The sequence below is a fragment of the Campylobacter concisus genome (assembly GCF_002165775.1).
Classification (GTDB): Bacteria; Campylobacterota; Campylobacteria; order Campylobacterales; family Campylobacteraceae; genus Campylobacter_A; species Campylobacter_A concisus_E.
This window is the reverse complement of the sequence record NZ_NDYP01000004.1, coordinates 17,198-43,315: the sequence shown is the minus strand read 5'-3', so window position 1 is coordinate 43,315 and position 26,118 is coordinate 17,198. Positions and strand designations below refer to the sequence as shown.

21 protein-coding genes are annotated in these 26,118 nt (G+C 37.1%); 17 read left to right on the top strand and 4 right to left on the bottom strand.

Annotated elements, in window-relative coordinates; all coding sequences use genetic code 11:
- The first annotated feature begins 9 nt into the window (after nt 1-9).
- The 13 genes from guaA to B9N66_RS05355 all read left to right on the top strand — a co-directional run bounded on the left by guaA (nt 10) and on the right by B9N66_RS05355 (nt 18,335).
- Nucleotides 10-1,542 (top strand): glutamine-hydrolyzing GMP synthase, encoded by a 1,533-nt coding sequence (gene guaA, locus B9N66_RS05420; protein WP_087580223.1) that lies wholly within the window; start codon nt 10-12, stop codon nt 1,540-1,542.
- A 197-nt stretch (nt 1,543-1,739) separates the two neighbouring features.
- Nucleotides 1,740-3,173 (top strand): hypothetical protein, encoded by a 1,434-nt coding sequence (locus B9N66_RS05415; RefSeq protein ID WP_087580222.1) that lies wholly within the window; start codon nt 1,740-1,742, stop codon nt 3,171-3,173.
- Between the two features lie 176 nt (nt 3,174-3,349).
- A complete protein-coding gene (locus tag B9N66_RS05410; RefSeq protein ID WP_087580221.1) occupies nt 3,350-3,994 on the top strand; it encodes a cupin domain-containing protein in 645 nt (214 codons plus the stop codon).
- 110 nt (nt 3,995-4,104) lie between these two features.
- On the top strand, nt 4,105-5,265 hold the full coding sequence (locus B9N66_RS05405) for a multidrug effflux MFS transporter (RefSeq protein ID WP_087580220.1): 1,161 nt from the start codon (nt 4,105-4,107) through the stop codon (nt 5,263-5,265).
- On the top strand, nt 5,258-5,896 hold the full coding sequence (locus B9N66_RS05400) for a uroporphyrinogen-III synthase (RefSeq protein WP_087580219.1): 639 nt from the start codon (nt 5,258-5,260) through the stop codon (nt 5,894-5,896). Before B9N66_RS05405 ends, B9N66_RS05400 begins: the two co-directional genes overlap by 8 nt.
- Before the next feature lie 233 nt (nt 5,897-6,129).
- Nucleotides 6,130-7,374, top strand: coding sequence for a phosphoribosylamine--glycine ligase (purD, locus tag B9N66_RS05395; protein ID WP_087580218.1), 1,245 nt, complete (start codon nt 6,130-6,132; stop codon nt 7,372-7,374).
- Nucleotides 7,371-7,820, top strand: a complete 450-nt coding sequence (locus tag B9N66_RS05390; RefSeq protein WP_087580217.1) for an RDD family protein — start codon at nt 7,371-7,373, stop codon at nt 7,818-7,820. Before purD ends, B9N66_RS05390 begins: the two co-directional genes overlap by 4 nt.
- Nucleotides 7,813-9,972, top strand: coding sequence for an LPS-assembly protein LptD (locus B9N66_RS05385; RefSeq protein WP_087580216.1), 2,160 nt, complete (start codon nt 7,813-7,815; stop codon nt 9,970-9,972). The genes B9N66_RS05390 and B9N66_RS05385 overlap by 8 nt, the downstream gene beginning before the upstream one ends.
- Entirely contained in the window at nt 9,973-10,671 is a 699-nt protein-coding gene (locus tag B9N66_RS05380) for a phosphoribosyltransferase family protein (protein WP_087580215.1), read from the top strand.
- The gene (locus B9N66_RS05375; protein ID WP_087580214.1) at nt 10,661-12,859 is read left to right on the top strand and encodes a polyribonucleotide nucleotidyltransferase; all 2,199 of its coding nucleotides are present in this window, start codon (nt 10,661-10,663) and stop codon (nt 12,857-12,859) included. Before B9N66_RS05380 ends, B9N66_RS05375 begins: the two co-directional genes overlap by 11 nt.
- Before the next feature lie 17 nt (nt 12,860-12,876).
- Nucleotides 12,877-13,728, top strand: a complete 852-nt coding sequence (locus tag B9N66_RS05370) for a universal stress protein (protein ID WP_021091781.1) — start codon at nt 12,877-12,879, stop codon at nt 13,726-13,728.
- A 300-nt stretch (nt 13,729-14,028) separates the two neighbouring features.
- On the top strand, nt 14,029-17,646 hold the full coding sequence (gene dnaE / locus B9N66_RS05360; RefSeq protein WP_087580213.1) for a DNA polymerase III subunit alpha: 3,618 nt from the start codon (nt 14,029-14,031) through the stop codon (nt 17,644-17,646).
- A gap of 14 nt (nt 17,647-17,660) precedes the next feature.
- Nucleotides 17,661-18,335: a DUF6882 domain-containing protein gene (locus B9N66_RS05355; RefSeq protein WP_180382070.1), complete on the top strand. Its 675-nt coding sequence runs from the start codon at nt 17,661-17,663 to the stop codon at nt 18,333-18,335.
- On the opposite strand, the gene B9N66_RS05350 is transcribed toward B9N66_RS05355, so the two are convergent.
- Genes B9N66_RS05350 through B9N66_RS05340 form a run of 3 tightly spaced genes read right to left on the bottom strand, consistent with a single transcriptional unit; the run spans nt 18,332 to nt 20,813 of the window.
- Nucleotides 18,332-18,994 carry a cysteine hydrolase family protein gene (locus B9N66_RS05350; RefSeq protein WP_087580212.1) on the bottom strand — a complete coding sequence of 221 codons (663 nt, stop codon included), beginning with the start codon at nt 18,992-18,994 and terminating at the stop codon, nt 18,332-18,334. The two genes, B9N66_RS05355 and B9N66_RS05350, sit on opposite strands and share 4 nt — an antisense overlap.
- Entirely contained in the window at nt 18,991-19,980 is a 990-nt protein-coding gene (locus B9N66_RS05345; protein ID WP_087580211.1) for a sensor histidine kinase, read from the bottom strand. Before B9N66_RS05345 ends, B9N66_RS05350 begins: the two co-directional genes overlap by 4 nt.
- On the bottom strand, nt 19,977-20,813 hold the full coding sequence (locus B9N66_RS05340) for a DUF234 domain-containing protein (protein ID WP_087580210.1): 837 nt from the start codon (nt 20,811-20,813) through the stop codon (nt 19,977-19,979). Before B9N66_RS05340 ends, B9N66_RS05345 begins: the two co-directional genes overlap by 4 nt.
- A gap of 110 nt (nt 20,814-20,923) precedes the next feature.
- Here B9N66_RS05340 and B9N66_RS05335 point away from each other — a divergent pair, with 110 nt between their 5' ends.
- From B9N66_RS05335 to B9N66_RS05320, 4 genes are all read left to right on the top strand, one after another.
- Nucleotides 20,924-22,255 (top strand): aminotransferase class V-fold PLP-dependent enzyme, encoded by a 1,332-nt coding sequence (locus B9N66_RS05335; protein WP_087580209.1) that lies wholly within the window; start codon nt 20,924-20,926, stop codon nt 22,253-22,255.
- The gene (locus tag B9N66_RS05330) at nt 22,252-22,998 is read left to right on the top strand and encodes a hydroxymethylpyrimidine/phosphomethylpyrimidine kinase (protein WP_087580208.1); all 747 of its coding nucleotides are present in this window, start codon (nt 22,252-22,254) and stop codon (nt 22,996-22,998) included. The genes B9N66_RS05335 and B9N66_RS05330 overlap by 4 nt, the downstream gene beginning before the upstream one ends.
- Nucleotides 22,991-23,596 carry a thiamine phosphate synthase gene (thiE, locus tag B9N66_RS05325; protein WP_087580207.1) on the top strand — a complete coding sequence of 202 codons (606 nt, stop codon included), beginning with the start codon at nt 22,991-22,993 and terminating at the stop codon, nt 23,594-23,596. Before B9N66_RS05330 ends, thiE begins: the two co-directional genes overlap by 8 nt.
- A gap of 69 nt (nt 23,597-23,665) precedes the next feature.
- Nucleotides 23,666-24,943, top strand: coding sequence for an aminotransferase class V-fold PLP-dependent enzyme (locus B9N66_RS05320; protein ID WP_087580277.1), 1,278 nt, complete (start codon nt 23,666-23,668; stop codon nt 24,941-24,943).
- Between the two features lie 37 nt (nt 24,944-24,980).
- Here the strand turns inward: B9N66_RS05320 and B9N66_RS05315 are convergent, their stop codons facing one another.
- A complete protein-coding gene (locus tag B9N66_RS05315; protein ID WP_087580206.1) occupies nt 24,981-26,087 on the bottom strand; it encodes an FtsW/RodA/SpoVE family cell cycle protein in 1,107 nt (368 codons plus the stop codon).
- Nucleotides 26,088-26,118 lie beyond the last annotated feature (31 nt).

Genomic DNA, 26,118 nt, shown 5'->3' with positions numbered 1-26,118 from the left:
AGGTTATAAATGAACAATACGATTATAGTTTTGGATTTTGGTTCGCAATACACTCAGCTAATAGCTAGAAGGCTAAGAGAAGAAGGTGTCTACACTGAAATTTTGCCATTTAATGCAAAGCTTAGTGAGATAAAGGCAAAAGAGCCAAAAGGTATCATTTTAAGTGGCGGTCCAGCTAGTGTTTATGCTAAAGATGCTTATTTTTGCGATAACGGCGTCTTTGAGTTAAACATCCCTATACTTGGCGTTTGCTACGGCATGCAGCTACTTGCTCACACGCATGGAGCGGAGGTTTTAGCAGCTGATCAAAAAGAGTATGGCAAGGCTGAGCTTAGCGTTATTAAAGAGCATGCACTATTTAAAGATACACCTTCAAAACAAATCGTATGGATGAGTCATAGCGACTATGTAAAGGACTTGCCAGAGGGCTTTGAAGTGATCGCTGTTAGTGAAAATTCGCCTTATTGTGCTTTTGGCGATGATAAACGAAAATTTTATGCGATCCAGTTCCACGCAGAGGTGCAACATAGCGAATACGGCACGCAAATTCTAAAGAATTTCGCTAAATATATTTGTGGTTGCGAGAGCACATGGAACATGGGAAGCTTTGCTAAAAACAAGATAGAAGAGATAAGAAAAACAGTAGGCACTCACAAGGTGCTTTGTGCAGTTAGTGGCGGCGTGGATAGCTCCGTGACCGCGGCACTTTTAGCGGCTGCTGTGCCTGAAAATTTGATCCTTGTCTTTGTTGATAACGGACTTCTTAGAACAAACGAAAAAGAGCAAGTTGAAGCTACATTTAGAACAAAGCTTGGTGTTGAGCTAGTTAGCATAGATGCGAGCGAGATCTTTCTTAGCCGCTTAGCTGGCGTCGTTGATCCTGAGAAAAAACGCAAGATCATAGGCGAGATATTTATAGAAATTTTTGAGCAAGAGGCTAAAAAGCATGGCGATGTGAAATTTCTAGCTCAAGGCACTCTTTATACTGATATCATCGAAAGCTCAGTCGTTGGCTCAAGTAAGACCATAAAGAGCCACCACAACGTTGGCGGCTTGCCTGATTGGATGACATTTGAGCTAATTGAGCCACTAAGAGAAATTTTTAAAGATGAGGTTAGAAAGCTTGGTCTTGAGCTCGGATTAAGCCGTGATCTAGTATTCCGTCATCCTTTCCCAGGACCGGGCCTTGCTATTCGTATCATGGGTGAAGTAAATAAACCAAGCCTTGAACTACTTCGCAAAGCTGACGTGATCTTACGCGACGAGCTAAAGAGCACTGGCTGGTACAACAAAACTTGGCAGGCATTCTGCGTGCTTTTAAACGTAAATTCAGTCGGCGTAATGGGGGATAACCGCACTTATGAAAACGCCGTGTGCGTGCGCGTGGTTGATGCGAGCGATGGCATGACTGCTAGCTTTTCAAGGCTCCCTTATGATCTACTTGAAAATGTAAGCCGCCGCATTATAAACGAGGTGAATGGCATAAACCGCGTAGTTTACGATATCTCGAGCAAACCGCCCGCAACGATAGAGTGGGAGTAGCAATAAATGCTTCTGCTATGAATTTCTTGAAAATAATACATTATAACGAGTTAGGAATATAAAATTTTCTTGTATATGGTATAAGATATAGAAAATGGAATTTTGCTGAATCGAGTTAGTTTGTGTGTGATGTCTATTAAACTGTTGATTAATAAGATGAATGAATTGATTATATTATTTTTGTATAAGGTAAACAAATGTCTAATATTGAGATTGTTGAAAGTGGTGGAAGTTTAGTTGAGAAAGTCACGAAATTTGAATTAATGTTAAATGACTTGGGATTACCCTCTGAAAATATAATTGCTTCAGTAGATGAACGTGAAAACATAATGAAAATGCTGCCGCAATTAATGAATTCCATTCCAGAAAACCAAAAAAGAGATGCGACATATTTGTCAAGATTTGTTGCAGGTGCAGCCATAGGACTTTTTGATGCTTCGTTAAATTATGTTTGGAATGAAGTAGTTATAAGTTTACGACAAAAAATAATCTATTTTGGTATTGATACATTTTTTGATAATGCAGTCGCAGATAAAGTAAGAGAGCAATACAAAAATGAAGATGACCTTCTTGGAATTAAAGATAAAACAATGTTGGAAACTCTAAGAAAGTTAGAATGGATATCAAGTGTTGTATACTTAAAATTGTGTCACATATTGGATATGAGAAATCAGATAGGTGCATCTCATCCAAATTCATATAATATTAATTCTTTTGAATTATTAGGATGGTTAAAAACATGTGTAACAGAAGTAATAAACGATAAGCCTTCTAGTTCAGCTGTACATATAAAAAAAATTGTGGAACAAATAAAAAAGAGTACTAGTTTATTGGATGATATAACGATTGGAACAATAGGAAAGGAAGTTAAAAAATTTTCTTCAGTTATGTCAGGTACTTTATTGCGTGGATTATTCGGTATATTTATTGTAGAAAGTACAAGTGTTGAAGCAAGAGAGAATGTTCTTAAACTATCAAAGGAAATTTGGAAATACTGTAGAGATGATATCAAATATGATATAGGCGAAAAGAAGCTTTTTTTTCGTAATAATCTTCAAAAGAATAAAGAAGACTTAACTTATAAGTTTTTGGAGTACTGTGATGGTTTACCTTATTTGTCATTGACGGAGCGAAGTTTGGAAATTAGTGGCTTATGTGATGATTTGCATACTGTTCATAATGAATGGGATAATTACTACCATGAACCACCAATAGCAAAAAAAATTATGAAGTATATTTCGCAACCGTCAGATATTCCTAATGATAGAGAGGAAAAAATTATTAAAACTTTCTTGGAATGTAGAATTGGTAGAGAAGTAACTTATTGTCAAGGCGTATCTCCAGGAGCGGTTGGATATTATGATTCCTTATTTAAGATGCTAACTGAAGAGCAAATAAAAATTGCTTTGACCGAAATAAAATATCAAATGGAATCAATATCTATTGGAAAATCTATACGAGCAAAAAATATTAGAAAGATTATTGATATTTTTATACGAGAAGATATTAGCGATAGGTTAAAAGAGATTCTCAACTATATTGTTGAATTTGATAACAGAGAGATAATTCATAATGTATATAAAGATAAGTATTTTAAGGACCTTTCAAGAGGAATTTTAGATTTTGATTAAAATATGAAAATATATAAATATAGCAAAAATTGTTTTTTATAGTAAAATTGGGTATATGTTTAAAATATTATCTTAAAAAACGATAACCTATATTTTGAATCAGTAGATAATCCTTATCAACAAATCGTCCAAAAATTTTTACTACAATGACGTGTAAATTTACGAAAGGAAGAAAAATGAGTAAAATTTACAATCTAAATGCTGACACAAAGGTTATTTCTAAAAGCGTTGTTAGCAAGAGAATTTTTGATTGCGAGAACGCTCATGTCGATGTATTTGCTTTTGATACAGGCGAGGAGCTAGATCATGAGATGCTGTTTTGCGATAGCCTCGCATGGGTTGTAGAAGGCGGTGCTAGCCTATACTACGGCGAAAAGCAGATGCATATAGGCAATGAGCAAGCTTGCCTGATAGAGAAAAAAGTGTGGCGCAAGCTAGTTTTTAACGAACCAACGAAATATATTTCAATTGATTTTAAGGAGGATTTAATGATAGATCATTTACCTAAGGCAGCTATTTTTAGCTTAGTTGATGCAGTCGAATACGAAAAAGGCAAAATCGTGAGCAAAACGCTCGTAAAGAACGAAAACGGCTCAATGTCATTACTTAGTTTTGACACAGACCAAGAGCTCTCAACTCACGCAGCACCAGGCGATGCACTACTTATCGCACTTGATGGCGAGATGAAGCTAACTATTGGTGATGAACATTTTGATATCAAAAAAGGCGATACCATCGTGCTTCCAGGCAAAATACCACACGGATTAAAGATAAAAGATAAATTTAAAATGCTCTTAATCGTCACTAAAGACAAAATGTAATACTAAGCCCTATTTTTAGGGCTTTTTTATAACAACAGTAGTAAATTTATACTTAATAAAGCAAAAAGTAAAGTCATAATATAATCTCTTTAAAAATTTAAAGAAGAGTTATGAAAAAAGAAAATTCCAAGCTATTTTTATTGCTATTTTTAGGCGCTCTCTCTGCCTTTGGACCATTTGTTACAGACCTTTATTTGCCAGCACTTCCTGCTATTACTGAGTGGTTTAAAACAAGCGTCACAGCTACGCAATTAACGATCACGACATCGATGGCAGGCTTAGCCATAGGTCAGCTCATAGTTGGCCCAATAAGTGATAAATTTGGACGAAAAACGCCACTTACCATCTCACTCATCGTCTATACGATAAGCACTATTTTTATATTTTTTGCACAAAATATCCAGTTTTTTATCTTTATGCGCATCATCCAAGGGCTAGCAAGTGCCGGCAGCTTAGTCATCTCAAGGGCTGTTGTGAGTGATCTTTATAAGGGTCATGAAATGACTAAATTTTTTAGTCTTATGATGGTTGTAAATGGTCTTGCCCCGATACTTTCACCAATAGGTGGCAGTTTGCTGCTTAAATTTACCGACTGGCGTGGCATCTTTATGGCACTTACTATCATTGGTATTTTGCTTTTTATCGCAAATTTTTATTTCAAAGAGAGCTTAAGTCAGTCAAATCGCTTAAAAATGCCTTTGTTGGTGACTTATAGTGTTTTTGGCAAAATTTTAAGAAAGAAAAAATTTATGCTTTTCGTAAGCATTCAGACATTTGCGATGGGTGCGATGTTTGCCTATATAGCGTCATCTTCGTTTATCTTTCAAGAATTTTATTCTTTAAGTCCAGTAAGTTATAGCTTTTGCTTTGCTTCAAATGGTTTAGGACTTGTTATAGGAGCAAGGCTTGCCAGTCTTTTAAATGAGAGAAAAGCGCTCAAAACTGGGCTTTTTGGCACCTTGTTTGCTAGTGTTTTTATTGCTTTCATGCTTTGTTTTAAATTTGAAGTGATCGGCGTCATTATCGCATTTTTCTTATTACTTCTTTTTACAGGATTTGTCTTGCCAACTGCTTCATCGCTAGCTATGAACGAAGGCAGAGAATACGCAGGTTCAGCCTCAGCAATACTTGGATTTTGCCCATTTTTCTTAGGCGGCGTCGTCTCTCCGTTAGTTGGGCTTGGTGATATATTTTATTCGACTTCTATTGTTATTTTAGCCTGCACATTATTTGCTTTGATATCTTTTTTAAGGTTAAAAAGATTTGCGTAAAATTTATCTTATTTCAAATACAAAAACGACTGATGAGAGCGTTATAAATTTAAGCGTAAGCAAGATCGAATTTTTAAAATTTGAACTAAATTTAAGTGACTATGATGAACTGGTAGCCACTTCTAAAAATGCTTTTAATGCATTAAAATTTAACAATATAAAAGCTATAAATTTGCCAGTCTTTGCCATCGCAAATAGTTGTGCGTCGGCTGCAAGAGAGTTTGGATTTGGCGAAATTTATACCGGAAAGAACGCTCACGGAGATGACTTTGCAAGAGAAATTTTGCCACTTTTAAAAGGCAAAAAAGTTCTTTATCTAAAAGGTAAAGATAGCGCTTCAAATTTCTTAGAAATTTTGCAAAATGGCGGCGTAAATATAAAAGCAATTATCGCTTATCAAAACGTTTTAAATCCTTGCAAAATGGAGCTAAAACCGCCAAAAAATAGTATCTTGATCTTCGCTTCTCCGCTAAATGTCAGAAATTTTCTTAGTAATTTTGGCTGGGATGAGAGCTATCAAGCGATAAGCATTGGAAAGGTCACTGCAAAAGAGCTAAAATTTACCGAGCCAATAGTAAGCCAAAGTCAAGATATAAACGCCTGTATCGCGCTTGCCAAAACATTACTTTAAGCAAAGAATTTATATAATTTTATTGCCTGAGTGAAGCGAGTCAGTATTTTACGGGGTCCAACACTTTTTTGTTAGCGAAAAGGTATGGGTACCTTGTGATGTGGCTTCGTTTGAGTCTGAAAAGGCGAGAAGTTGCAACCGTTTGGTATCCATCTATTTGCAAGATTGGCTTTGTTTATGGGCCACTCTTCTATGCGACGCCCACTCGGGTTTTTTAAATTTACGGAGATGAAATGAATATTCTCATAATAGGAAGTGGCGGCCGCGAATACGCCATTGCTCTAAAACTAAAAAACGAAAAAAATATAAATTTATACTTTGCGCCCGGAAATGGCGCTACTTCACGTCTTGGTGAGAATTTAGATATAAAAGATTTTCGTGAGCTAGCTATATTTGCCAAGAAAAACGAGATTGCTCTAACGATCGTGGGACCTGAAGCACCACTTAGCGAAGGCGTGGTGGACATCTTTAAAGAAGAGGACTTGCTTATCTTTGGACCAAGCAAAGCAGCCGCAAGACTCGAGGCTAGTAAGGCCTATATGAAGGATTTCTTAGCTAGAAATAATATAAAAACTGCAAAATATTTAAACACAGACGACAAAGAAAAAGCATTTAAATTTATCGATACTCTAAGCGTCCCAATGGTTGTAAAAGCTGATGGACTTTGCGCTGGAAAAGGCGTTATAATCGCAAACTCTAAAGAGGAGGCCAAAGAGGCAGTTAGCGACATGCTAAGCGGAGTTAGCTTTGGTGATGCTGGTAAATTTGTTGTCGTTGAAGAGTTTTTAGACGGCTTTGAGCTTAGCTTTTTTGCTATTTGTGACGGCGAAAATTTTGTAAGCTTGCCAGTTGCGCAAGATCACAAACGCTTACTTGATAACGACGAGGGTCCAAATACTGGTGGCATGGGCGCTTATGCTCCAAGTCCGCTTGCTTCAAAAGAGCTAGTAAAAAGGGTCGAAGAAGAGGTTGTAAAACCTACGTTAAAAGGGATGAAAAACGAGGGCAGTCCGTTTTGTGGAGTGCTTTTTGTGGGACTGATGATCGTGAAAAATGAGCCTTATGTACTTGAGTTTAACGTAAGATTTGGCGATCCTGAATGCGAGGTATTGATGCCATTAATTGACGGAAATCTAAGTGAAATTTTACTAAATGCTGCAAAGGGCGAGCTAAAGCCTATTAGCTTAAAAGATGAATTTGCAGTTGGCGTTGTGATGGCTAGTAAGGACTATCCGTATAAAAGTAGTCAAAAAGCTAAAATTTCAGTTTTAAATGATGTAAAAGATGCTCACATTGCTTATGCTGGTGTTAGCGAGCAAGGCGGAGAAATTTATGCAGATGGTGGCAGAGTATTAGTCTGCGTTGCCACTGCGAAGAGCATAAAAGAGGCACGTGATAGAGCTTATGAGCTTTGCGAAAATGTAAAATTTGACGGAGCACATTATAGAAAAGATATTGCCTGGCAGGCATTAAAATGAGTATGCAGATAGTTGAAAAACTTGAAAAAGAAGAAATTTCGCTAGCGCCATTTTCAAAAAGAGTGCTAGCTTACTCAATTGATGAATGTATTGTTTCTTTTTTATTTTTGATCATTTACTGGGATGCTTTTTTGTCGGTTATGAGCTATGATGAAGCCAGAAATTTGACTTTAAATTTCTTTTGGCAAATAGTCGCACTAAAGATTATTTATCATGCATTTTTTGTTTGGTATTATGGTGCGAGTCTTGGACAAATGCTAACAAAGACGATGTGCATTAATGTAGAAATTTTAGATAGACCAAATTTTTTTTCAAGCTTGGTAAGAGCGATTTTTAGGTTGGTTAGTGAAGCTTGTTTTTATCTTGGTTTTGCATGGGCATTTGCAAATCCAGCTAGGCAGACTTGGCAAGACAAAATAGCAAAAACAGTGGTGATAAATGCGTAAAATTTTATTTTTAGTTCCGGTTTGTATTTTAAATCTAAGTGCAGCTGTGCAAGATGTGCAGCTTTTGGCTGATGATGTAAAGCAAGATAAAGGTATCGTCACGGCCAATAAAAATGTTGTTGTATATTCACAAGATTACCTTGTGACAGCTGATTGTGCTGTGTTTGATCAAAATAATTCGATTATCGAGCTTTTTGGTAACGTCAACATGATGAAGGGCAAGAGTGAAGTCTCTCGCTCAAATTATGCAAAGCTAAATTTAAAAAATAATAATACTGCTTTTGAATCGCTTTTCATGATGAACAAGGACATGGAAGTGTGGATGAGAAGCGATGAAAGTAGCTCCGATAGCGAGTACTATAGAGTAAAAAAAGCGATGGTTTCAAGCTGTAATGTCCAAGATCCTGACTGGAGTATCACCTCAAGCTCAGCTATGCTAAATAAACAAAGCAAATTTTTACACCTTTTTAACCCAGTCTTTCGCATAGCTAATGTGCCAGTTTTTTATTTGCCATATTTTGGTTTTTCAACAGATACCACAAGAAGAACAGGCCTTTTACCGCCTGAGCTTGGATATGGAAAATCTGAAGGCTTTTATTTCAAGCAGCCGATTTATTTTGCACCTTATAATGAGTGGGACTTCGAGCTTGATCCGCAGATAAGAACAAACAGAGGTGCTGGAATTTATGGTGCGTTTAGATTTACTGAGTCGCCTGATTCAAGGGGTGAAATCAGCTTTGGCTCATTTACTGATAAAAACAGCTACCAAGCCAAGCAAAAAGGAGAGACTTCAAATAAGGCTGAACTAAAAAATAAAACACATAAAGGTATCGGACTAAAATACGAAAGAGATAAGCTTATAAGATATCTTAGTGAAGCAGATTTGCAAGAGGGAATTTGGATAGACGCAACGAAGTTAAACGATATAGATTATTTAAATTTAAAGGGCAGGGATGATGATTATGATTCGCTTGTAACTTCTAAATTTAACTATTTCATCGCAAATGACGATCATTATTTTGGTGCTTATGCAAAATACTACATAGACACTGAAAAAATTGGCTCAAAAAATGAGAACAAAGACACGCTTCAAGAGCTTCCATCGCTTCAGTATCATAAATTTACAGATGATATTGTCTTGCCAAATATCTTATATTCACTCGATCTTCAGTCACATAGATACGATAGAAAGATAGGCGTTAGAGCGACTCAGTATGAATTTACACTTCCAGCTTCAGTGCATGTACCACTACTTGATGATAGCTTAACATTTTCATTTTACGAGTATCTATACGCGTCAAGAATAAATTACGAGAATAAGATAAATTCATTTGATGATAAAAGAGAAGATAAGCATACAAATTTTGTAAATAATTACCATAAATTTGCCCTTCACACTGACCTTGCAAAAGCGTATGAAAGCTTTTACCACACTCTAAATTTTGGAGCTGAATACCTACTACCAGGTTATAGAAAAGGAAATTTAGATGATGAGTTTATCTATGATAAAAATCTAAATGAGTATGAAAATTTCTTGACTCAAGAGCAGAGTAAGGAAGAAATTTCTGGTTATCTGACGCAGTATTTCTTTAACTCTAATGGTAGAAAGATTATAAAGCATAGTATTTCTCAAGGATATTACACAAAAGAAGATGAATATTCGAATTTAAAAAATGCTATTTATCTATATCCATTTGAAAATTTAAGCCTTTATAATAAGCTTGAATATTCACACAAGAGTAAAGAGCTTAAAAAGATACAAAGCGGACTTTCATATACAAATGATTTATTTTGGCTAAATATGCTTCACACCATGAAGAAAAATGATAGCAAAATAAAAAATAGTGCGACAAAAGATAGCTATTTTACAAGTGGTCTTGGAGTAAAATTACCTCATCAATACAGCCTTATTGGCGGCTGGCAATATGATATTGAGCGAAGCTACACAAAAAGCTGGAGAGTTGGTGTGCTTCATCAAAGAAAATGCTGGAATTACGGGATAATTTATCAACAAGATGTCGAGCCAACAACAACAATAAACGGCTCAGCATCAACTAGAAAAAATGGTATCTATTTCACGATAAATTTCTATCCAATGGGCGGTTTACACTATGACTTTTCACAAAGTAGTACAAAATCGAGTGCCAACTAAATGATAACGGCTAAATTTAAGGATCAATTAGAAGCAGCTAGCAAGCTAATTGAAATTTTGCCAAAAAAAGAGCTTGTAGATAAAAAGACGATAGTTGTTTGTATGTCGCTTGAGTCAGTTATACTCGCAGATGCAGTTTGTAGAAGTTTAAATTTAAGCTACGAGATGCTCTTTAGCGAGCCAATACCTGCCCCAAATAATAGCGAATGCGACGTTGCAATAGTTAGCGAGACAGAAGATATAGTATTAAATGATAAACTTATAAAGGCTTTTGGTATAAGCTATGATTACATTTACGGCGAAGCACATAGAAAATATGAAGAAAAAATTTTAAAAAACGTTTATAAATACCGAAAAGGAAATTTGATAGGAGAGCTAAAAGATAAAAATATTTTACTAATCGATGAGGGGTGCGAGACTGGTATGACGGCACTCATTTGCATAAAGACGTTGCTTGATGTGAAGGTAAAATCCATCTCATACGCAACGCCAGTGATTGCTACTGATGTCTTTACAAATTTAAATGATATGGTTGATGAAATTTATACAATAAACAAGATCGTTGATTTTATCGATGTGGATTCATATTACGAGAAAAAGATCGAAGCTACGAGTGAGCGTATCATGTCAATATTAGAAGAGAGCCCTTATTATTTGCCGTTACAAAAACAACAAGGAGATAAAAATAATGCAATATAGTATAGAAGTCAATAATCAGGTTGAAATTTTTGACCTTAATAAAGTAGCAAAACAAGCTAGTGGAGCAGTGCTTTTAAGGGTGAAAAATACCGTCGTTTTAGCAACTGTTGCAAGAGAGGACACACAAGTTGAGGAGGATTTTTTACCTCTAACGGTGCAGTACATCGAAAAAGCTTACGCCGCTGGTAAAATTCCAGGTGGTTACGTTAAGCGCGAGACAAAGCCAGGCGACTTTGAAACGCTAACAGCTCGCATCATCGATAGATCTCTTAGACCACTCTTTCCAAAAGGTTACGCATATCCAACTCAAATCGTTGTAATGGTGCTTTCAGCTGATCCTGAGGTTGATTTGCAAGTTGTAAGTCTAAATGCAGCCTCAGTTGCACTCTATCTTAGCGACATCCCAGTAAATCGCCCAGTATGTGGTGTAAGAGTTGGCTATATAGATGATAAATTTGTGATCAACCCAAGCAACTCTGAACTAAAACAAAGTGCGATCGATCTATACGTGGCTGGCACAAAAGATGAGCTTTTGATGATCGAGATGAAAAGCTTGCCTCAACAAATTACACAGCTCATTCCGATGGTTGCGATTGAGCCGATGATAGATCCGAGCCTAAGTGATAGCATGGCTCAAAAACAGCTAATGAATGAATTTAGCGAAGATATGATGGTTGAAGCGATTGATTTTGCTGGTAAGGCGATACTAAGAGCTAGCAGTGCTTACGAAGAAGCTTTCAAAGAGCATAAGAAAGAGGACGCTGCGCTTGAGCTAAAACCTGAGATAGAAAATGAAAATATCGCTATTTATATCGATAAATTTTATAAAGCCGAAGTCAAAAACGCGATCAATCAAATGGCAAAAAGCGAGCGCGCTAGCGAGCTTAGCAAGATCGCAAAACAAATTTCAAGTGATGAGGTCGCTCAAAAAGAGGGCTGGGACGAGTCTGTCATCACAAATGTCCTTGGCAAATATAAAAAGAAAATCGTTAGAGAGCAGATCATAAACGAGGGTGTTAGAGCTGATGGACGTGGTCTTGAAGAGGTTAGGCCTATTAGTATCGAAACAAATGTGCTTCCAAATGCACATGGCTCATGCCTCTTTACAAGAGGACAGACACAAGCCCTAGTTGTCACTACTCTTGGCACTGACAGTGACGCTCAAATGTATGACATCCTCACTGAAAAAGTACCCTTTGTAGAGAAATTTATGTTTAACTATAACTTTCCGGGCTTTAGCGTAGGTGAGGCAAGTCCACTAAAAGCTCCTGGTAGACGTGAGCTTGGACATGGAAATTTAGCCAAACGTGCCCTTGCACCAAGTATCGATCTAGCTTCACCATACACAATAAGAGTCGTTTCAGAAATTTTAGAGAGCAACGGCTCAAGCTCGATGGCTAGCGTTTGCGGTGGCTCGCTCGCACTTAGAGCAGCTGGCGTAAATACTTTAAAACTTGTCGCAGGTGTCGCTATGGGACTAATATTTGAAGGCGATAAACACGCAGTGCTAACAGATATCATGGGACTTGAAGATCATGACGGCGACATGGACTTTAAAGTAGCAGGTACAAGCGATGGCATCACAGCGCTTCAGATGGATATTAAACTTGGTGGCATTAGTTTAGAAGTGTTAAAAGAGGCGCTTTATCAAGCAAAACGCGGTAGAGAGCATATCTTGTCTTTGATGGCAGAAGCGGATAAAAATATAGAAATAAATGAAGATGTGCTTCCAAAGCTTGAACTATTTAGTGTCGATCCAAGCAAGATCGTAGACATCATCGGACAAGCTGGCAAGACTATAAAAGAGATTATTGAGAAATTTGAAGTTTCAATCGATCTTGATAGAGAAAAAGGTGAAGTTAAAATCGCAGGTGGAGCAAAGAAAAATGTTGATGCTGCAAAAGACTACATCATCTCTATCACTTCAAAAGACAATGGACGTTCATTTGGCAAAAAGCCGTTTAAACACGACAAAGAGCGTTCAAAACCAAATTTTAATATCGGTGATGAGTTTTTGGGAACTGTAAAGAGTGTAGTTGATTTTGGTGTGTTTATCGAGCTAAAAGATGGCATTGATGGCTTGCTTCATATCTCAAAGATAAAAACTCCATTAAATGTAGGTGATCAGGTCAAAGTATGTGTGAGCGAGCAAAAAGGAAATAAAATTTCGCTCTCTTTAGTCGAATAAATTTTAAAGGACAGATGATGAAATACAAAAAGTTGCTTTTTCCAATAGGAGCTGGAGATGATATCGAGCCAAGAATTTATGGTGCCCTAAAGGTTGCTCAGTGGTTTAACACACATATGGAAATTATGACTTGCCAGCTCGACCCAAGCGTAGTTTATAATATGAAAATGACGCTTCGTGGAGGAGTGCTTTTTGAGGAATTTCTAAAATCAGCTAAATCTGAACTAGCTGTCGAGCATGAAGAGAATGAGAAAATTTTCAATAAAATTTGTGCTGAGCTTGGCATAAAAGTAACTAGTGAAATCATTGAAGATGTTTGCACTGCAAATTTTACGATTCACAGTGGCAAAAGAAGCGCGATAGTGGAGCAAGAGAGTAAATTTTGCGATCTAGTGGTGGCTGCTGTGCCACTTGATGGAAAGATCACTGGTACATTTGAGTCAGCTGTTTTAAAAAGTGGTAAAAATGCGATTGTAATCCCTAGAAAAATGCGTGAGTTTAAAGCTGATAATATCCTTGTTAGCTGGACTGGTACGACGCAAAGCTCAAGGGCATTAACAGGCTCGATAGATCTTTTAAAAAAGGCGAAAAAGGTTCAGTGCATTACCTCAAAAGCAAGCCTTGGCGATAATGCTGAACTAAATCTTAAGAAGCTTGAAGAGTACTTCAAAATTCATGGCATATCAGCCACTTTTGAAGTGATTGCTACCACGATGATACCTGGTGAAGCGCTTTTAAAAGCAGCTATTGATAGAAATGCTGATCTAATCGTTGCTAGCAGATATGGTGAAAATGGTCTTATGGAAATGGTGCTTGGTGGCACTTCGAGATTTTTCTTAGAACACACAAATATCCCAGTTTATCTATAATGGATTGCGGCTTAGTCCGCGATCTAATTCTTTTCACTTTATAGATTTTAAAATTCCATTCACTCGCAATAATTGACTACTAAATTTTGGCTTCACTGACCGCTTAACTCAAATTTTAGAGCTGAAATTACTCGTTTAAAATTTACAAGACCTTAATGGTATAGTGCGTCAGATGGCAGCGCGCTTCGTTCTTAGCCACAAACTACAAATTCTATAAATTTTAAAGCTCCCATTAAGTTTTCATCAAGCACCTTATTAGCCAAAATTTTGTAAAATCCACTCATTAAAAAAGGATAAAAAATGAGTGAAAATTCTAGCTTTACGCACCTACATTTACACACTGAATACTCCCTACTTGACGGAGCGAACAAGATAAAAGAGCTAGCTCACGTACTTCATGATAGAGGCGACACAGCAGCGGCGATTACTGATCACGGCAATATGTTTGGAGCGATAGATTTTTACAAAGCGATGAAAAAAGAGGGGATAAAGCCACTAATTGGCATCGAAGCTTACGTGCATAACGGCGAGCAGCTTGATGATAAGAGCACCAAGCAGCGTTTTCACCTCATACTAATCGCCAAAAACGAGACTGGCTATAAAAATTTAATGTATCTTAGCTCCATGAGCTACATCGAGGGCTTTTACTACTATCCTCGTATAAATAAAAAAATTTTAAAAGAGCACAGCGAGGGCTTGGTTTGTAGCTCAGCGTGCTTGCAGGGCGAGGTGAGCTGGCATCTAAATTTAAGCGATCGCAATGTGAAATTTGGTGCAAAGGGCTACGAGAGAGCAAAAGAGGTCGCGCTTGAGTATAAAGAAATTTTTGGAGATGACTTTTATCTTGAGATCATGCGTCACGGCATCGGCGATCAAAAACGCATTGATGATGATATTTTACGCATCGCCAAAGAGACTGGCATAAAGGTTATTGCCACAAACGATACTCACTACACTTTTAAAGAGCGAGCTGACGCACATGAGGTTTTTATGTGTATCGCGATGAACAAAACTTTAGATGATCCAAACCGACTTCGCCACAGCGTTCATGAGTTTTTTGTTAAGAGCAAAGAGCAGATGAGTGAGCTATTTTTAGATATCCCTGAAGTGATAGAAAATACCCAAGAGATCGTAAATAAGTGCAACCTTGAGATCAAGCTTGGCAACCCAACTCCGCCAAATTTTAAATTTACTCTTGAATATGCCAAAGAGAGAAATTTAACACTTCCAGAGCCTGAAAATAGATATAGCTTTAAAAATGATGCTGTTTTTTTTGAGTATGAATGTAGAAAAGGTCTTGAAGAGAGGCTAAAATTTGTCCCTGAAAATTTACATGACGAATACAAAAAACGCCTTGAGATAGAGATTGGCATCATAAATAAAATGAATTTCCCAGGCTATATGATGATCGTTTGGGACTTCATAAATGAGGCTAAAAGTAGAGGCGTGCCAGTTGGCCCAGGGCGTGGTTCTGCGGCTGGTAGCTTGGTCGCTTATTCACTAAAGATCACCGACCTTGATCCGATCCCATACAACCTGCTTTTTGAGAGATTTCTAAACCCAGAGCGTGTTAGCATGCCAGATATTGACGTGGATTTTTGTCAAAGTAGACGCGGCGAGATAATTGACTATGTTACGCAAAAATATGGAAAATTTAACGTTGCTGGCGTTATTACATTTGGTAAATTGCTCGCAAAAGGTGTCATTAGAGATGTTGCTAGGGTTTGTGATATGCCTTACGCCGAAGCCGATGCGATGGCAAAGCTAATACCTGATGAACTTGGTATTACGCTAAAAGATGCTTATGAAAAAGAGCCAAAGATAGCTGAGCTCATCAGCCAAAATCCAAAGGCAGCTAAAATTTGGAAATTTGCACTTGATCTTGAGGGACTAAACAGAAACGCTGGTCAGCACGCAGCAGGTGTCGTTATCTCAAATGAGGAGCTGTGGAATAAAACTCCGCTATTTCGTCAGCCAAACAGCCCAGAAGATCGCTATGTTACGCAGTATAGCCTTAAATATCTTGAGGATGTTGATTTAATTAAATTTGACTTTCTTGGACTAAAAACACTAACAGTTATCGATAATGCTATAAAGCTAGTAAAGCAACGAACTGGCAAGGATATCATTTGGGAGCAGATCGATAAAAACGATTCTAATGTTTATAAAATGATACAAAGCGGCCAAGCGATAGGAATTTTCCAAATCGAGGGCGAGGGCATGAGAAAGCTAGGAACTAGCTTGCGTCCAGACTGCTTTGAGGATATCGTCGCGATGCTAGCGCTCTACCGCCCAGGACCGATGGAGAGTGGTATGCTCGATGACTTCGTCAAAAGAAAACATGGCGAGGCAGAGATAACCTACTCATTTAAAGAGCTTGAGCCAATCCTTGCACCAACATACGGTGTCATCGTTTATCAAGAGCAAGTTATGCAAATCGTTCAAGCCATAGGCGGCTTTAGCCTTGGCGGGGCGGACCTTGTACGCCGTGCGATGGGTAAAAAGATCAAAGAAGAGATGGACAGACTAAAGGGTGAGTTTGTAAAAGGCGCTGAGGCAAAAGGGCTAAATGGACAAAAAGCAGACGATCTTTTCGAGCTAATTGTAAAATTTGCAGGATATGGCTTTAATAAATCTCACTCCGCAGCTTACGCTTATGTTACCTTTCAAACAGCTTATCTTAAGGCCTATTATCCGGCTGAATTTATGGCCGCACTTCTTACAAGCGAGGAGAGTAATGTCGATAAGATCGTTCGCTATATCGATGAGATAAAACGCATAAATATAGACACTTTGCCACCATCTATCAACAAATCAACTAAAGAATTTAGCGTTGTTAAAAATGAGGGTCACGACGGCATTATCTTTGGGCTTGGTGCGATTAAAGGTGTTGGTGGAGCGGCTATTGAAAACATTATCACTGAGCGTGAAGCAAATGGCGAATTTAAGAGTATGGACGACTTTGTCTCAAGGATCGATCCATTTAAAGTAAATAAAAAGGTCTTTGAAAGCCTTATAAAAGCTGGATGTTTTGATGAGTTTGGCTTTAGTCGTAAGATGCTTATGCAAAATGTAGAAAATATCATAGAAGCTTGTAAAAGTGCTGCTCAGATCCGTAAAAATGCTGTTGAGAGCTTGTTTGGCGAAGATGAGAGCATGAATGATGTGAGGATAAATTTTGTCACGATAAATGATGAATTTGACATCAAGCAAATTTTAAAATTTGAGCAAGAGAGTGTTGGTATCTACCTCTCAGGCCACCCGCTTGATGATTATAAAGACGAGATCAACAAGATAAAATACACTCTAAGCTCAGAATTTGAGAGCTTGCCACAAAGTGCTGAAATTTTAGTCGTTGGCAAGATCGAAGACTTTAGCACAAGGATAACCAAAAGTGGCAAGAAAATGGGCACTATAAATGTGCTTGATTTTCACGGAAATATCGAGATCGCAGTCTTTGAAAGAGAGCTTGGCAACATCGAAGATATAGTAAAAGATGAAGCAAAACGAGACCTGCCTTATGCTTTTAGGATAAATATCACAAAAGATGATCAATTTGTAAGGACAAATTTAAACGAGGTTTATAGCCTAGAAGATGCACAAAATTTAGACTTTAAGACAAGAAAGCTAAAGCAAAACTCTAAATTTTCTAAAAATGAAGAAGCTAGCACGCCTCAAAGAGCAAGAGAATATGCTGAGCTAGAGGTGCTTTTATGCCTTAGTGAGCTTAGCAAAGATAAGATCACTAATCTTTATAATCTTGGCTATAACGAACATATAAAAAGTGGCACACACAACGATAAACGCCTTGTTATTAAGATAAAAAATGAAAATACGGCTCAAATTTTTGTCTATAAGACAAAATTTGTTGTAAATGATAGCTTTAAAGAAAAAGCACTTCAAGCAATAGCTTGCTAATGCCTGGAGAAGCGATGTTCTTAGATAAGCTTGGCGTAGATAAAAGTAACTGGAGTGAGCTTTTTAGCGCATGTGTTGGCAAAGCGACATTACTTCAAAAACGTGCATTTAGGCTACTTGTTGAAGGTAGCAACTGGCAGGTTGATTTTGATAGTGGTAAAATTTACTTTGATGAGCGTGAGTTTGACATGCAGTTTATTGGCTCTGAGAGCTTCTCGTCAAATACGTGGCTTTGGGGTTATGAAAATATAAATGGCTTTGATGAGCGGTTGCTTGAGCTTGCAAATAAAGCGCGTGAGTTTGGTGAGAAATTTGGACTTAGTGTATTTAGCACACCACAATTTGATCTAGATAAAAATTTTAATGGCCACACGATCAGTATGGTCCTTTGCACCGCTTTTGATGAACAAAATTATTATAGGATAGAGTACGATGGTGGTGCGGCATACGTAGCGTTTAGAGCAGATGCAGTCTTTGAAGAGCCAGTGCTAGCAAATGAGCTTTTGAGCGTAGTAAATGAGTGCATAAGTGCCTATGAGCTAGATCACAAAATCCTTGTAAAAGGACTTTTACTAAGCTGTGATATGAAATTTAGCGAAAGCCCTAATGAAATCGTATCGGATAAATACGAGCTTAGCTTTAAATTTGACGAGCTAAATAGGCTCATAAATATTTCAAGTAAGCTTTAAAATTTAATACTCTTTACCACATCAGCGCCAAGTGCTAGCTTCATATGAAGAGAAAACATCTCGTGGTAAAAATCGCCATTGTGTCCTGGTATATCGTACGTTTGTGTAAGATCAAACGGCACGATAACTCTTGCTTTTTTATTATATTCATTGGCTCGTAGTTTAAGATAACTGACGCACTGATAAACGCACATATCAGTGCAATCTCCGGTAATAACAAAAGTGTCAATTTGTGGGTTTTGCTCTAAAAATTTCTCAAATTCTTTATTAAACGCAATGCTTAAAGAGTTTTTATAAAATGTCTTGAACTCTTTAAAAAAGCTTAGATTTTCTATCTCTTTTACGGTTTTTATCTCATTTGTATCAAGTATGGCATGTGGCAAAAAGTTCTCAAATTCTTTTGAATCACTGGTGTGTCTATCTTCTATAAGGATAAAATTTCTAAAGCCAAAATCTTTCCACGCTCTATCAAAAAGTGTCGCGATCCCTTTTGATAAAGCAGCTACTCTTTGACTAGCGAGCGCGCCACTGCCAGCAAATGCTTCTATCATATCGATACAGATAAATGCAACGTTTTTTGCTCCATCGTTTGAAATTTCTCTCAAATCAAGCGTTTGAAGAGATTTTTTAAAAGCCTCAAGTTCGTTTTGTATGTTCATTCTTTCTCCTTTATTGGTAAATTTATGCAAAATGTTTTTGGATTTAGTGTGATCTCGATACTGCCTTTGTGAGCCTCTATGATCTGCAAGCAAAGGTGCAGCCCAAGGCCATTTCCTTTTAGCTTGCTGCTTTTAAATGGCTCAAAGACTATGGCTTTGTCTTTGATAGGCTCGCCACTATCATAAACGATAAATTTATGCTCACTCGGTGTTTTTTCGTAGCTTAAAATGATCTCTCCCTCATCATCATCGCTCTCTTCGATGGCATCAATAGCGTTAAATAAAATATTTTGAAAAACGATGGCAAGTAGATCAAGGTCGCCCATATATTTGCCATCTGGAAATTCTAGGCTAAATTTAATATCCTTTGAATAGTCGTAAAAATTTATAGCCTCTTCGCACTCTTTTTTAAGCTGCGAAAAGTCAAAAATTTGTGCATTTATGTTAAGGCCTTTTGTGAAAAGTAGAGTGGCTTTTATTATGCGTTCGACTCGCCATGTAGCTTTTTGTATTTGATTTACGATAGGCTGTATGCGTTCATCGGCTCTTTTAAGCAGTGTTGAAGCCAAAAGCGAGATAGAGCCTACTGGATTTCTGATCTCGTGGGCTAAGTGAGCTGCTACTTGACCCATCGAGGCAAGACGCTCGGTGCGTTTTTCTGTTGTTATGTTTGTTGCAGAGATTATTAGTTTATTGTCTTTAGAGCTTGTTTTAAAAAGATAAATTTGTCCATCTACATTTATCTCGCCTTCTTTTTTTGGTATCTCTTTAAAAATTTTACCAAGTCTTACTGCTTCTGAGTTTTGTAAAAAAATCTCATCATTTTCATCTAATACCCAGATAGCATTTGGCAGAATTTCCACAATATCTTTAATGAAATTTTGCAAGTTTGCGTAAGACGATGTTAAATTTTTATATTCGTTTTCTATCAGATAAGTCTGCTCTATCAGGCTTTTTAAGCCAGCTTGGATATCGTGTTCGTTCATTTTAAAAGTTCCTCAAAATCGCTAATTTCATAAAGCCTTAGCCTTTCATCCTTTAGATTTCTTAGCTCGCTACTAAATCCACTCTTTGAAAAAAGAGCAATAATATCTGGATTGATATTTAGTTTTTCACATTTTTTTAATAGTAAATTTAGCACGTTTTTACAAACCTTTCTCTCTTTGTATTTTGCCTCGCCGACTATGATCTTGCCACCTATGTTTAATAGCATATCAAGTTCTATATTCCTGCTCCAAAAGCTACTTAAAAATATGCCATTAATCAGAAATTTTTTTGCCATGAGTTCACCGCATAAAATTTCAAATCCAAGGCTTGCATATTCGTCAAATTCTTTTTTTATAATGGCTAAAATTTCATCATTTTTACCAGCTTTTAGTAAATTTAAATTTGGCTCAATAAATCTAAACCAAAACCTTGAAAAATGGCTATTAAAATGTATTTTATCCTCAACTTTATAGCCCCTTTCTTCTTTTTTGAGCATTTGATTTTTTGATCTTTTTGGAAGTACTTCTCTACTTTTTTCTAGCAGTAAAAAATTCTTTTCAAAAAGCTTTGCATAGACTTTGCTAGCTAGGCTTTGAGGTAAAATTTTATTTACGCTAAATTTTTTTCTATCGCTTCGTGCGAGTTTTATGAGGGCAGATTTTATAGCATCGTTTGTATCGGACTCGAAGTAAAATTTTGGCATCAAGGCTAAGAAGTTGTTTAAAATTTCAGCCTCGATCGCTTCAAAAACATCATAATATGAGTGTTTTAAATCAAACTCATCAAAGACGAGATGAAATTTAATAAGTTCATTTATATCAAGGTGTTTCATTCGCTCAAATGTTGATTTTAAAGCTTTTATATTGGCTCCTTTATTTGGGCATTGTAGTATATTTTAGCTAAAGTAATCTATAATGATACGCAAAAAACAAGGGTTATGATTTGGTAAATTTAGAGCACATTAGAGAAAATATAATTTTAAAAAATGGCATTTATTATTTTGATTTTACAGCCTCAGGGCTAGCTTATAGGCCTATCGAAGATGAGATGGCAAAAATACTCCAAACATATGCAAATACGCACTCTATCAGCTCATCAAATGCTTATAAAACCGCTCAAACTTATGAAGATTCAAGACGTGAATTAAAAAGCTTACTAGGACTTGATGAGAGCTTTTATCTTTTTACTTGTGGCAATGGAGCTACCGGTGCGATAAAGAAATTTCAAGAAATTTTAGGAATTTATGCACCACCTGCGTTAAAAAAAAGATATTCGTTAAAGCCAAATGAAAATTCTCCGCTTGTGGTGCTTGGGCCTTACGAGCATCATTCAAATGAGATAAGCTTTAGGCAAGCACTTTGTGAGGTTGAGCGTATCAGGCTTGATAAAAATGGAGAAATTGATTTTAATCACTTGGAGCAAATTTTAAGGATAAATGTTGGTCGTGAGATCATCGCAACTTTTAGTGTAGCTTCAAATGTGACTGGGGTTTTGAGCGATTATAGAAAAATTTATACTCTTATAAAATCTTATGGTGGCATTGTGGCATTTGATGCTGCAAGTTTTAGCGCTTATGGAAATATTGATTGTGACTATTTCGATGCTCTTTTTTTATCTCCTCATAAATTACTTGGTGGAGTTGGAAGTTGTGGGCTTCTTGCTATAAAAAAGATACTTGCAAACTCAGATGAGCCGACATTTGCTGGTGGTGGAACGGTAAGCTATGTCAGCAAAAACTACGCTATATTTGTAAAAGATAGTGAACAGCTAGAAGAGGCTGGCACACCGCCTATTTTAGGACTCATAAGAGCAAATTTGGCCTATAGACTGAGAAATGAGATAGGATTTGGGACAATATATGAAAATGAGAGCGAGCTTGGAGAGTATTTTGAGAAAAGACTAGCAGAAATTCCTGAGCTTACTTGCTATCATCCAAATAATGCAAAGCGTTTGCCGATATTTTCTTTTAACGTGACTGGTGTTTCGCCTTATGAGTTAGCTAAAGTTTTAAGCAAAGAATATGGCATTCAAACGCGTGCAGGATGCTCTTGCGCTGGGCCATATGGACATGATTTGCTTCATTTAAAGGAAGACGCACTCTTTACTCGCAAGCCAGGCTGGGTCAGAGCTGGACTTCACTATACGCATACGCTACAAGACGCGGATTATCTAGTGGACGCATTAAAAAATAGCATTAAAAAGTATTCAAGTAGTTGGAAGGTCGATGATCCTTTTAGCGTTGATAAAATTTCAGGTTGTATGGGAGATAGATGAAAAATATATTAATCATTGCAGGAAGTGATAGTGTTGGTGGTGCTGGTGTGCAGGCTGATATTAAGACATGTGAGGCATTTTCTTGCTACGCAGCGACGGCTATCACGGCTTTTACGGCACAAAATACAAATGGCGTTAGCAATATCTTTGCTACAAATGCTACAAACCTAAATGAACAAATCAAAATGGTAGACGAAGAGCTAAGCATAGATGCCATAAAGGTTGGTATGCTTTTTAATAAAGAGCTTATATCTTGCGTTGGTTCTTGGCTTGAAAAATTTCATAAGCAAGGCATTAGAATAGTAATAGACCCAGTTTGCGTAGCAAAATCAGGCTCAAAGCTTCTTGAGGATGACGCGATAGCAAGCTTAAAAGAGCTTTTTAAATTCGCAGACATTATTACGCCAAATATCGATGAAGTCAAAGTTTTGGAGCTTGATAGCAAAAATTTACCTTGCGATATGATCTTAAAGCGAAGCATGGTTGCAGAAATTTGCGAAGATACTCTTTTTAAAAAAAATGGTGACGTGCTTAAATTTAAAGAGCCACTAATAAAACCAGAGATCATTCACGGGGCTGGATGTAGCTTTGCGAGTGCGCTGGCTTGCTTGCTGGCAAATGGACACACCAAAGAAGAGGCCATAAAACTAGCCAAAAAATACATTTTAAATGCTATTAAAAATGCAATTACGACAAAATTTGGTAAACGCCTACTAAATCATAAAGTCGGTATAAATGGCTGAAATTTATGCAATTAGCGACGATGTGCTGATGCCTGAAAATTTAGCCTTGCAATATACTAAAGAAATTTTAGAGTGTGGGGTGAAATTTTTTCAATTTCGCTCCAAAAAAATACCTAAAAATGAGAGACTGGCTAGTGAAATTTTAAATTTATGTGAGAAATTTGGGGCTAGATTTATCGTAAATGATGATATTTTATTTGCTGCTAATATCGGGGCAAAGTCCGTGCATTTGGGAAAAGATGATGCGAGCATAAAAGAAGCGTTTGAAATTTTAGGGGATGACGCTTACGTGGGGGTTAGCTGCTATGATAGCTTGGAGCTTGCTATTAATGCAAAACAAAATGGTGTTAGCTATGTAGCTTTTGGAGCGATGTTTAAAAGTCCAACAAAACCAAATGCGCCACTTTGCAAGGCCCAAACTATATCACAAGCAAAAGAAATGGGAATGAATGTGTGTGTCATAGGAGGTATAAACTCTAGCAACATTTCAAGTGTCGCTAGAGTAAAGCCGGACATGGTCGCCTTAATATCCGCTATCTATAAAGATGGCACGATAAAGAAAAATATAGAAAATTTACAAAGAAATTTATTACTTTAAAAGGCACTCGTTTTGCAAGCTTTTTATGAAAATTTAATTATAATCCCTAATTTAAATAAAAGGAAAACATTGCTAAATATCGATGAAGTAAGAAAAAATATCATTTTAAAAGAGGGCCTTTACTATTTTGACTACACAGCTTCAGGTCTTGCTTATAAGCCCATAGAAGATGAAATTTTAAAATTTTTAGAAACCTACGCAAACACTCACTCAGATAGTAGTTCAAGCGCAGTGCTAACGCAAAAATACTATGAAAATGCAAGAGCTGAGCTAAAAAGCTTATTGGGTCTTGATGATAGTTTTTATCTTATTGCGACTGGTCAAGGAGCGACGGCTGCGATAAAGAAATTTCAGGAGATAGTGGGAATTTATATCTCACCAGCTACAAGAGCTTTGATCGGCGAAGCAAATTTAAGAAATTTAAACTTGCCATTAGCGATCATTGGCCCTTATGAGCATCACTCTGTTGAAGTTAGCTTAAGAGAAGGGCTTTGTGATATAAAACGTATAGAGCTTGATGAAAACAATGAGATAGATTATGCGATGCTTGAGAATACATTAAAGCAAAATGCAAAAAGAAAGATAATAGCTAGCTTTAGTGCCGCCTCAAACGTCACTGGCGTTAAAACCGATTATAAAAAAATTTACTCGCTGATTAAAAAATATAATGGCATTTTGGCACTTGATGTGGCTACTCTTAGTGCTTATGAAAATGTCGATTGCAGATATTTTGACGCACTGTTTCTCTCGCCTCACAAGCTGCTTGGCGGAGTTGGGAGTTGTGGGCTTTTGGCCATCAAAAAAGAGCTTTGTAAAAATTTGCCTACATTTGCAGCTGGAGGCACAGTCAAGTACGTAAGCAGGACATCACATATTTTTACTAATGAAGTTGAAAATTTAGAAGAGGGCGGCACGCCACCGATAATGCAGCTAATGCGTGCAAATTTAGCATACAAGCTAAGAAATGAGATCGGACTTAATAATATAAAAGCAGCTGAATGTGAGCTAGGCGAGATGTTTTGCAAAGAGCTAGAAAAGATAGATGAGGTGATAAATTATTGCCCTGAAAATTTAGACAGATTGCCTATTTTTGCATTTAATGTAAAAGGCATTTCGCCTTATGATTTTGCTGCTAGTTTAAGTAGCGAATTTGGCATCCAAACACGCGCAGGCTGTGATTGCGCTGGGCCGTATGGGCATGATTTGCTTAATCTAAAAGATAATACCATTTTTGACGCAAAGCCTGGTTGGGTACGTGTTAGCATTCACTATACGCATACAAAAGAAGATATAAAATATCTTATAAATGCCATAAAGTCTTGTATTAAAAAGCACAAAGAAGGATAGAGCAAAAACTATATGCTTGATATTTGCGGAGAAAATTTTAGAAGTGAATTTTTATAAAGCTATAAGTTCTATCAAATCTAAAAGTTAGCAAATTTTGCAAAATTCCAAAAAGTACCATAAATGTAACAAAGCTACTTCCGCCGTAACTAAAAAATGGTAGTGGCACGCCCACAACCGGTGCAAAACCGATCGTCATTGAGACATTTACACCGACGTAAACGAAAATTAGCGCAGCAATCCCCGTGGTGATAACTTGTGTAAAATAGTCGTTTTTTAGACCATAATTTAAACTTAAAAGATGTGTTATGAGTGCCCCATAAAGCCCAAGCAGAAACAATCCACCATAAAAGCCAAAACGCTCGATATTGTAGGCAAAGATGAAGTCACTAGTGGCGATTGGTAAAAATTTAAAGTGTGTCTGTGTCGCCTCATCCTTTGGCTTACCTTTTAGTCCACCACTACCTATGGCGATAATGCTTTGTTTGACGTGATAGCTTGGCTCTTCAGCGATAAAATCGTGAATCCTCTTTTTCTGATAGTCATGTAAATTTTCATACAAAACCGGCGCCAAAAAGCCTATGGCAAGGATGATGGTGATCCAAATTTTCTTATTTACGCCGATGACAAAAAGGATGGTGTAGCCAACTATCAAAAGTATGAGTGCGGTGCCAAGATCAGGCTCTTTCATAATGAGCGCAAATGGCAAAAGTATGTAAAAACTAAGTTTTAAAAAATCTTTTAATCCGTATCCATTAGCCTCTGGAGGACGCTGTTTGATGAGATAGGCTAGCATCAGTAAAAAGGCTGGCTTCATCAGTTCTGATGGCTGAAGTGTGAAGTGAACGAAAGGAATTTCTAGCCAGCGTTTGGCTCCTAGCTTGCTAACGCCAAAGAGATCGACACTTAAAAGCAGCACGATGCAGACCCAGTAAAACATCGGAATAATCCAGTCTATACGCCTAATGGGTAACAAAAATGCGACACAAAATGAAACAAATCCGATACCAAAATATACAAGCTGTTTGTTTGCTAAGACGTCGTTTGCTTCGGAAACTAGGATGTAAGAAATGGCTATGATTGGGATTATTAAAAACGGCTGAATAAAATCAAAATGTGTTAAAATACGCCGATCTAGTTTTATCAAGAAGCAAACCTTAATTTTTGGGCTAGATTAT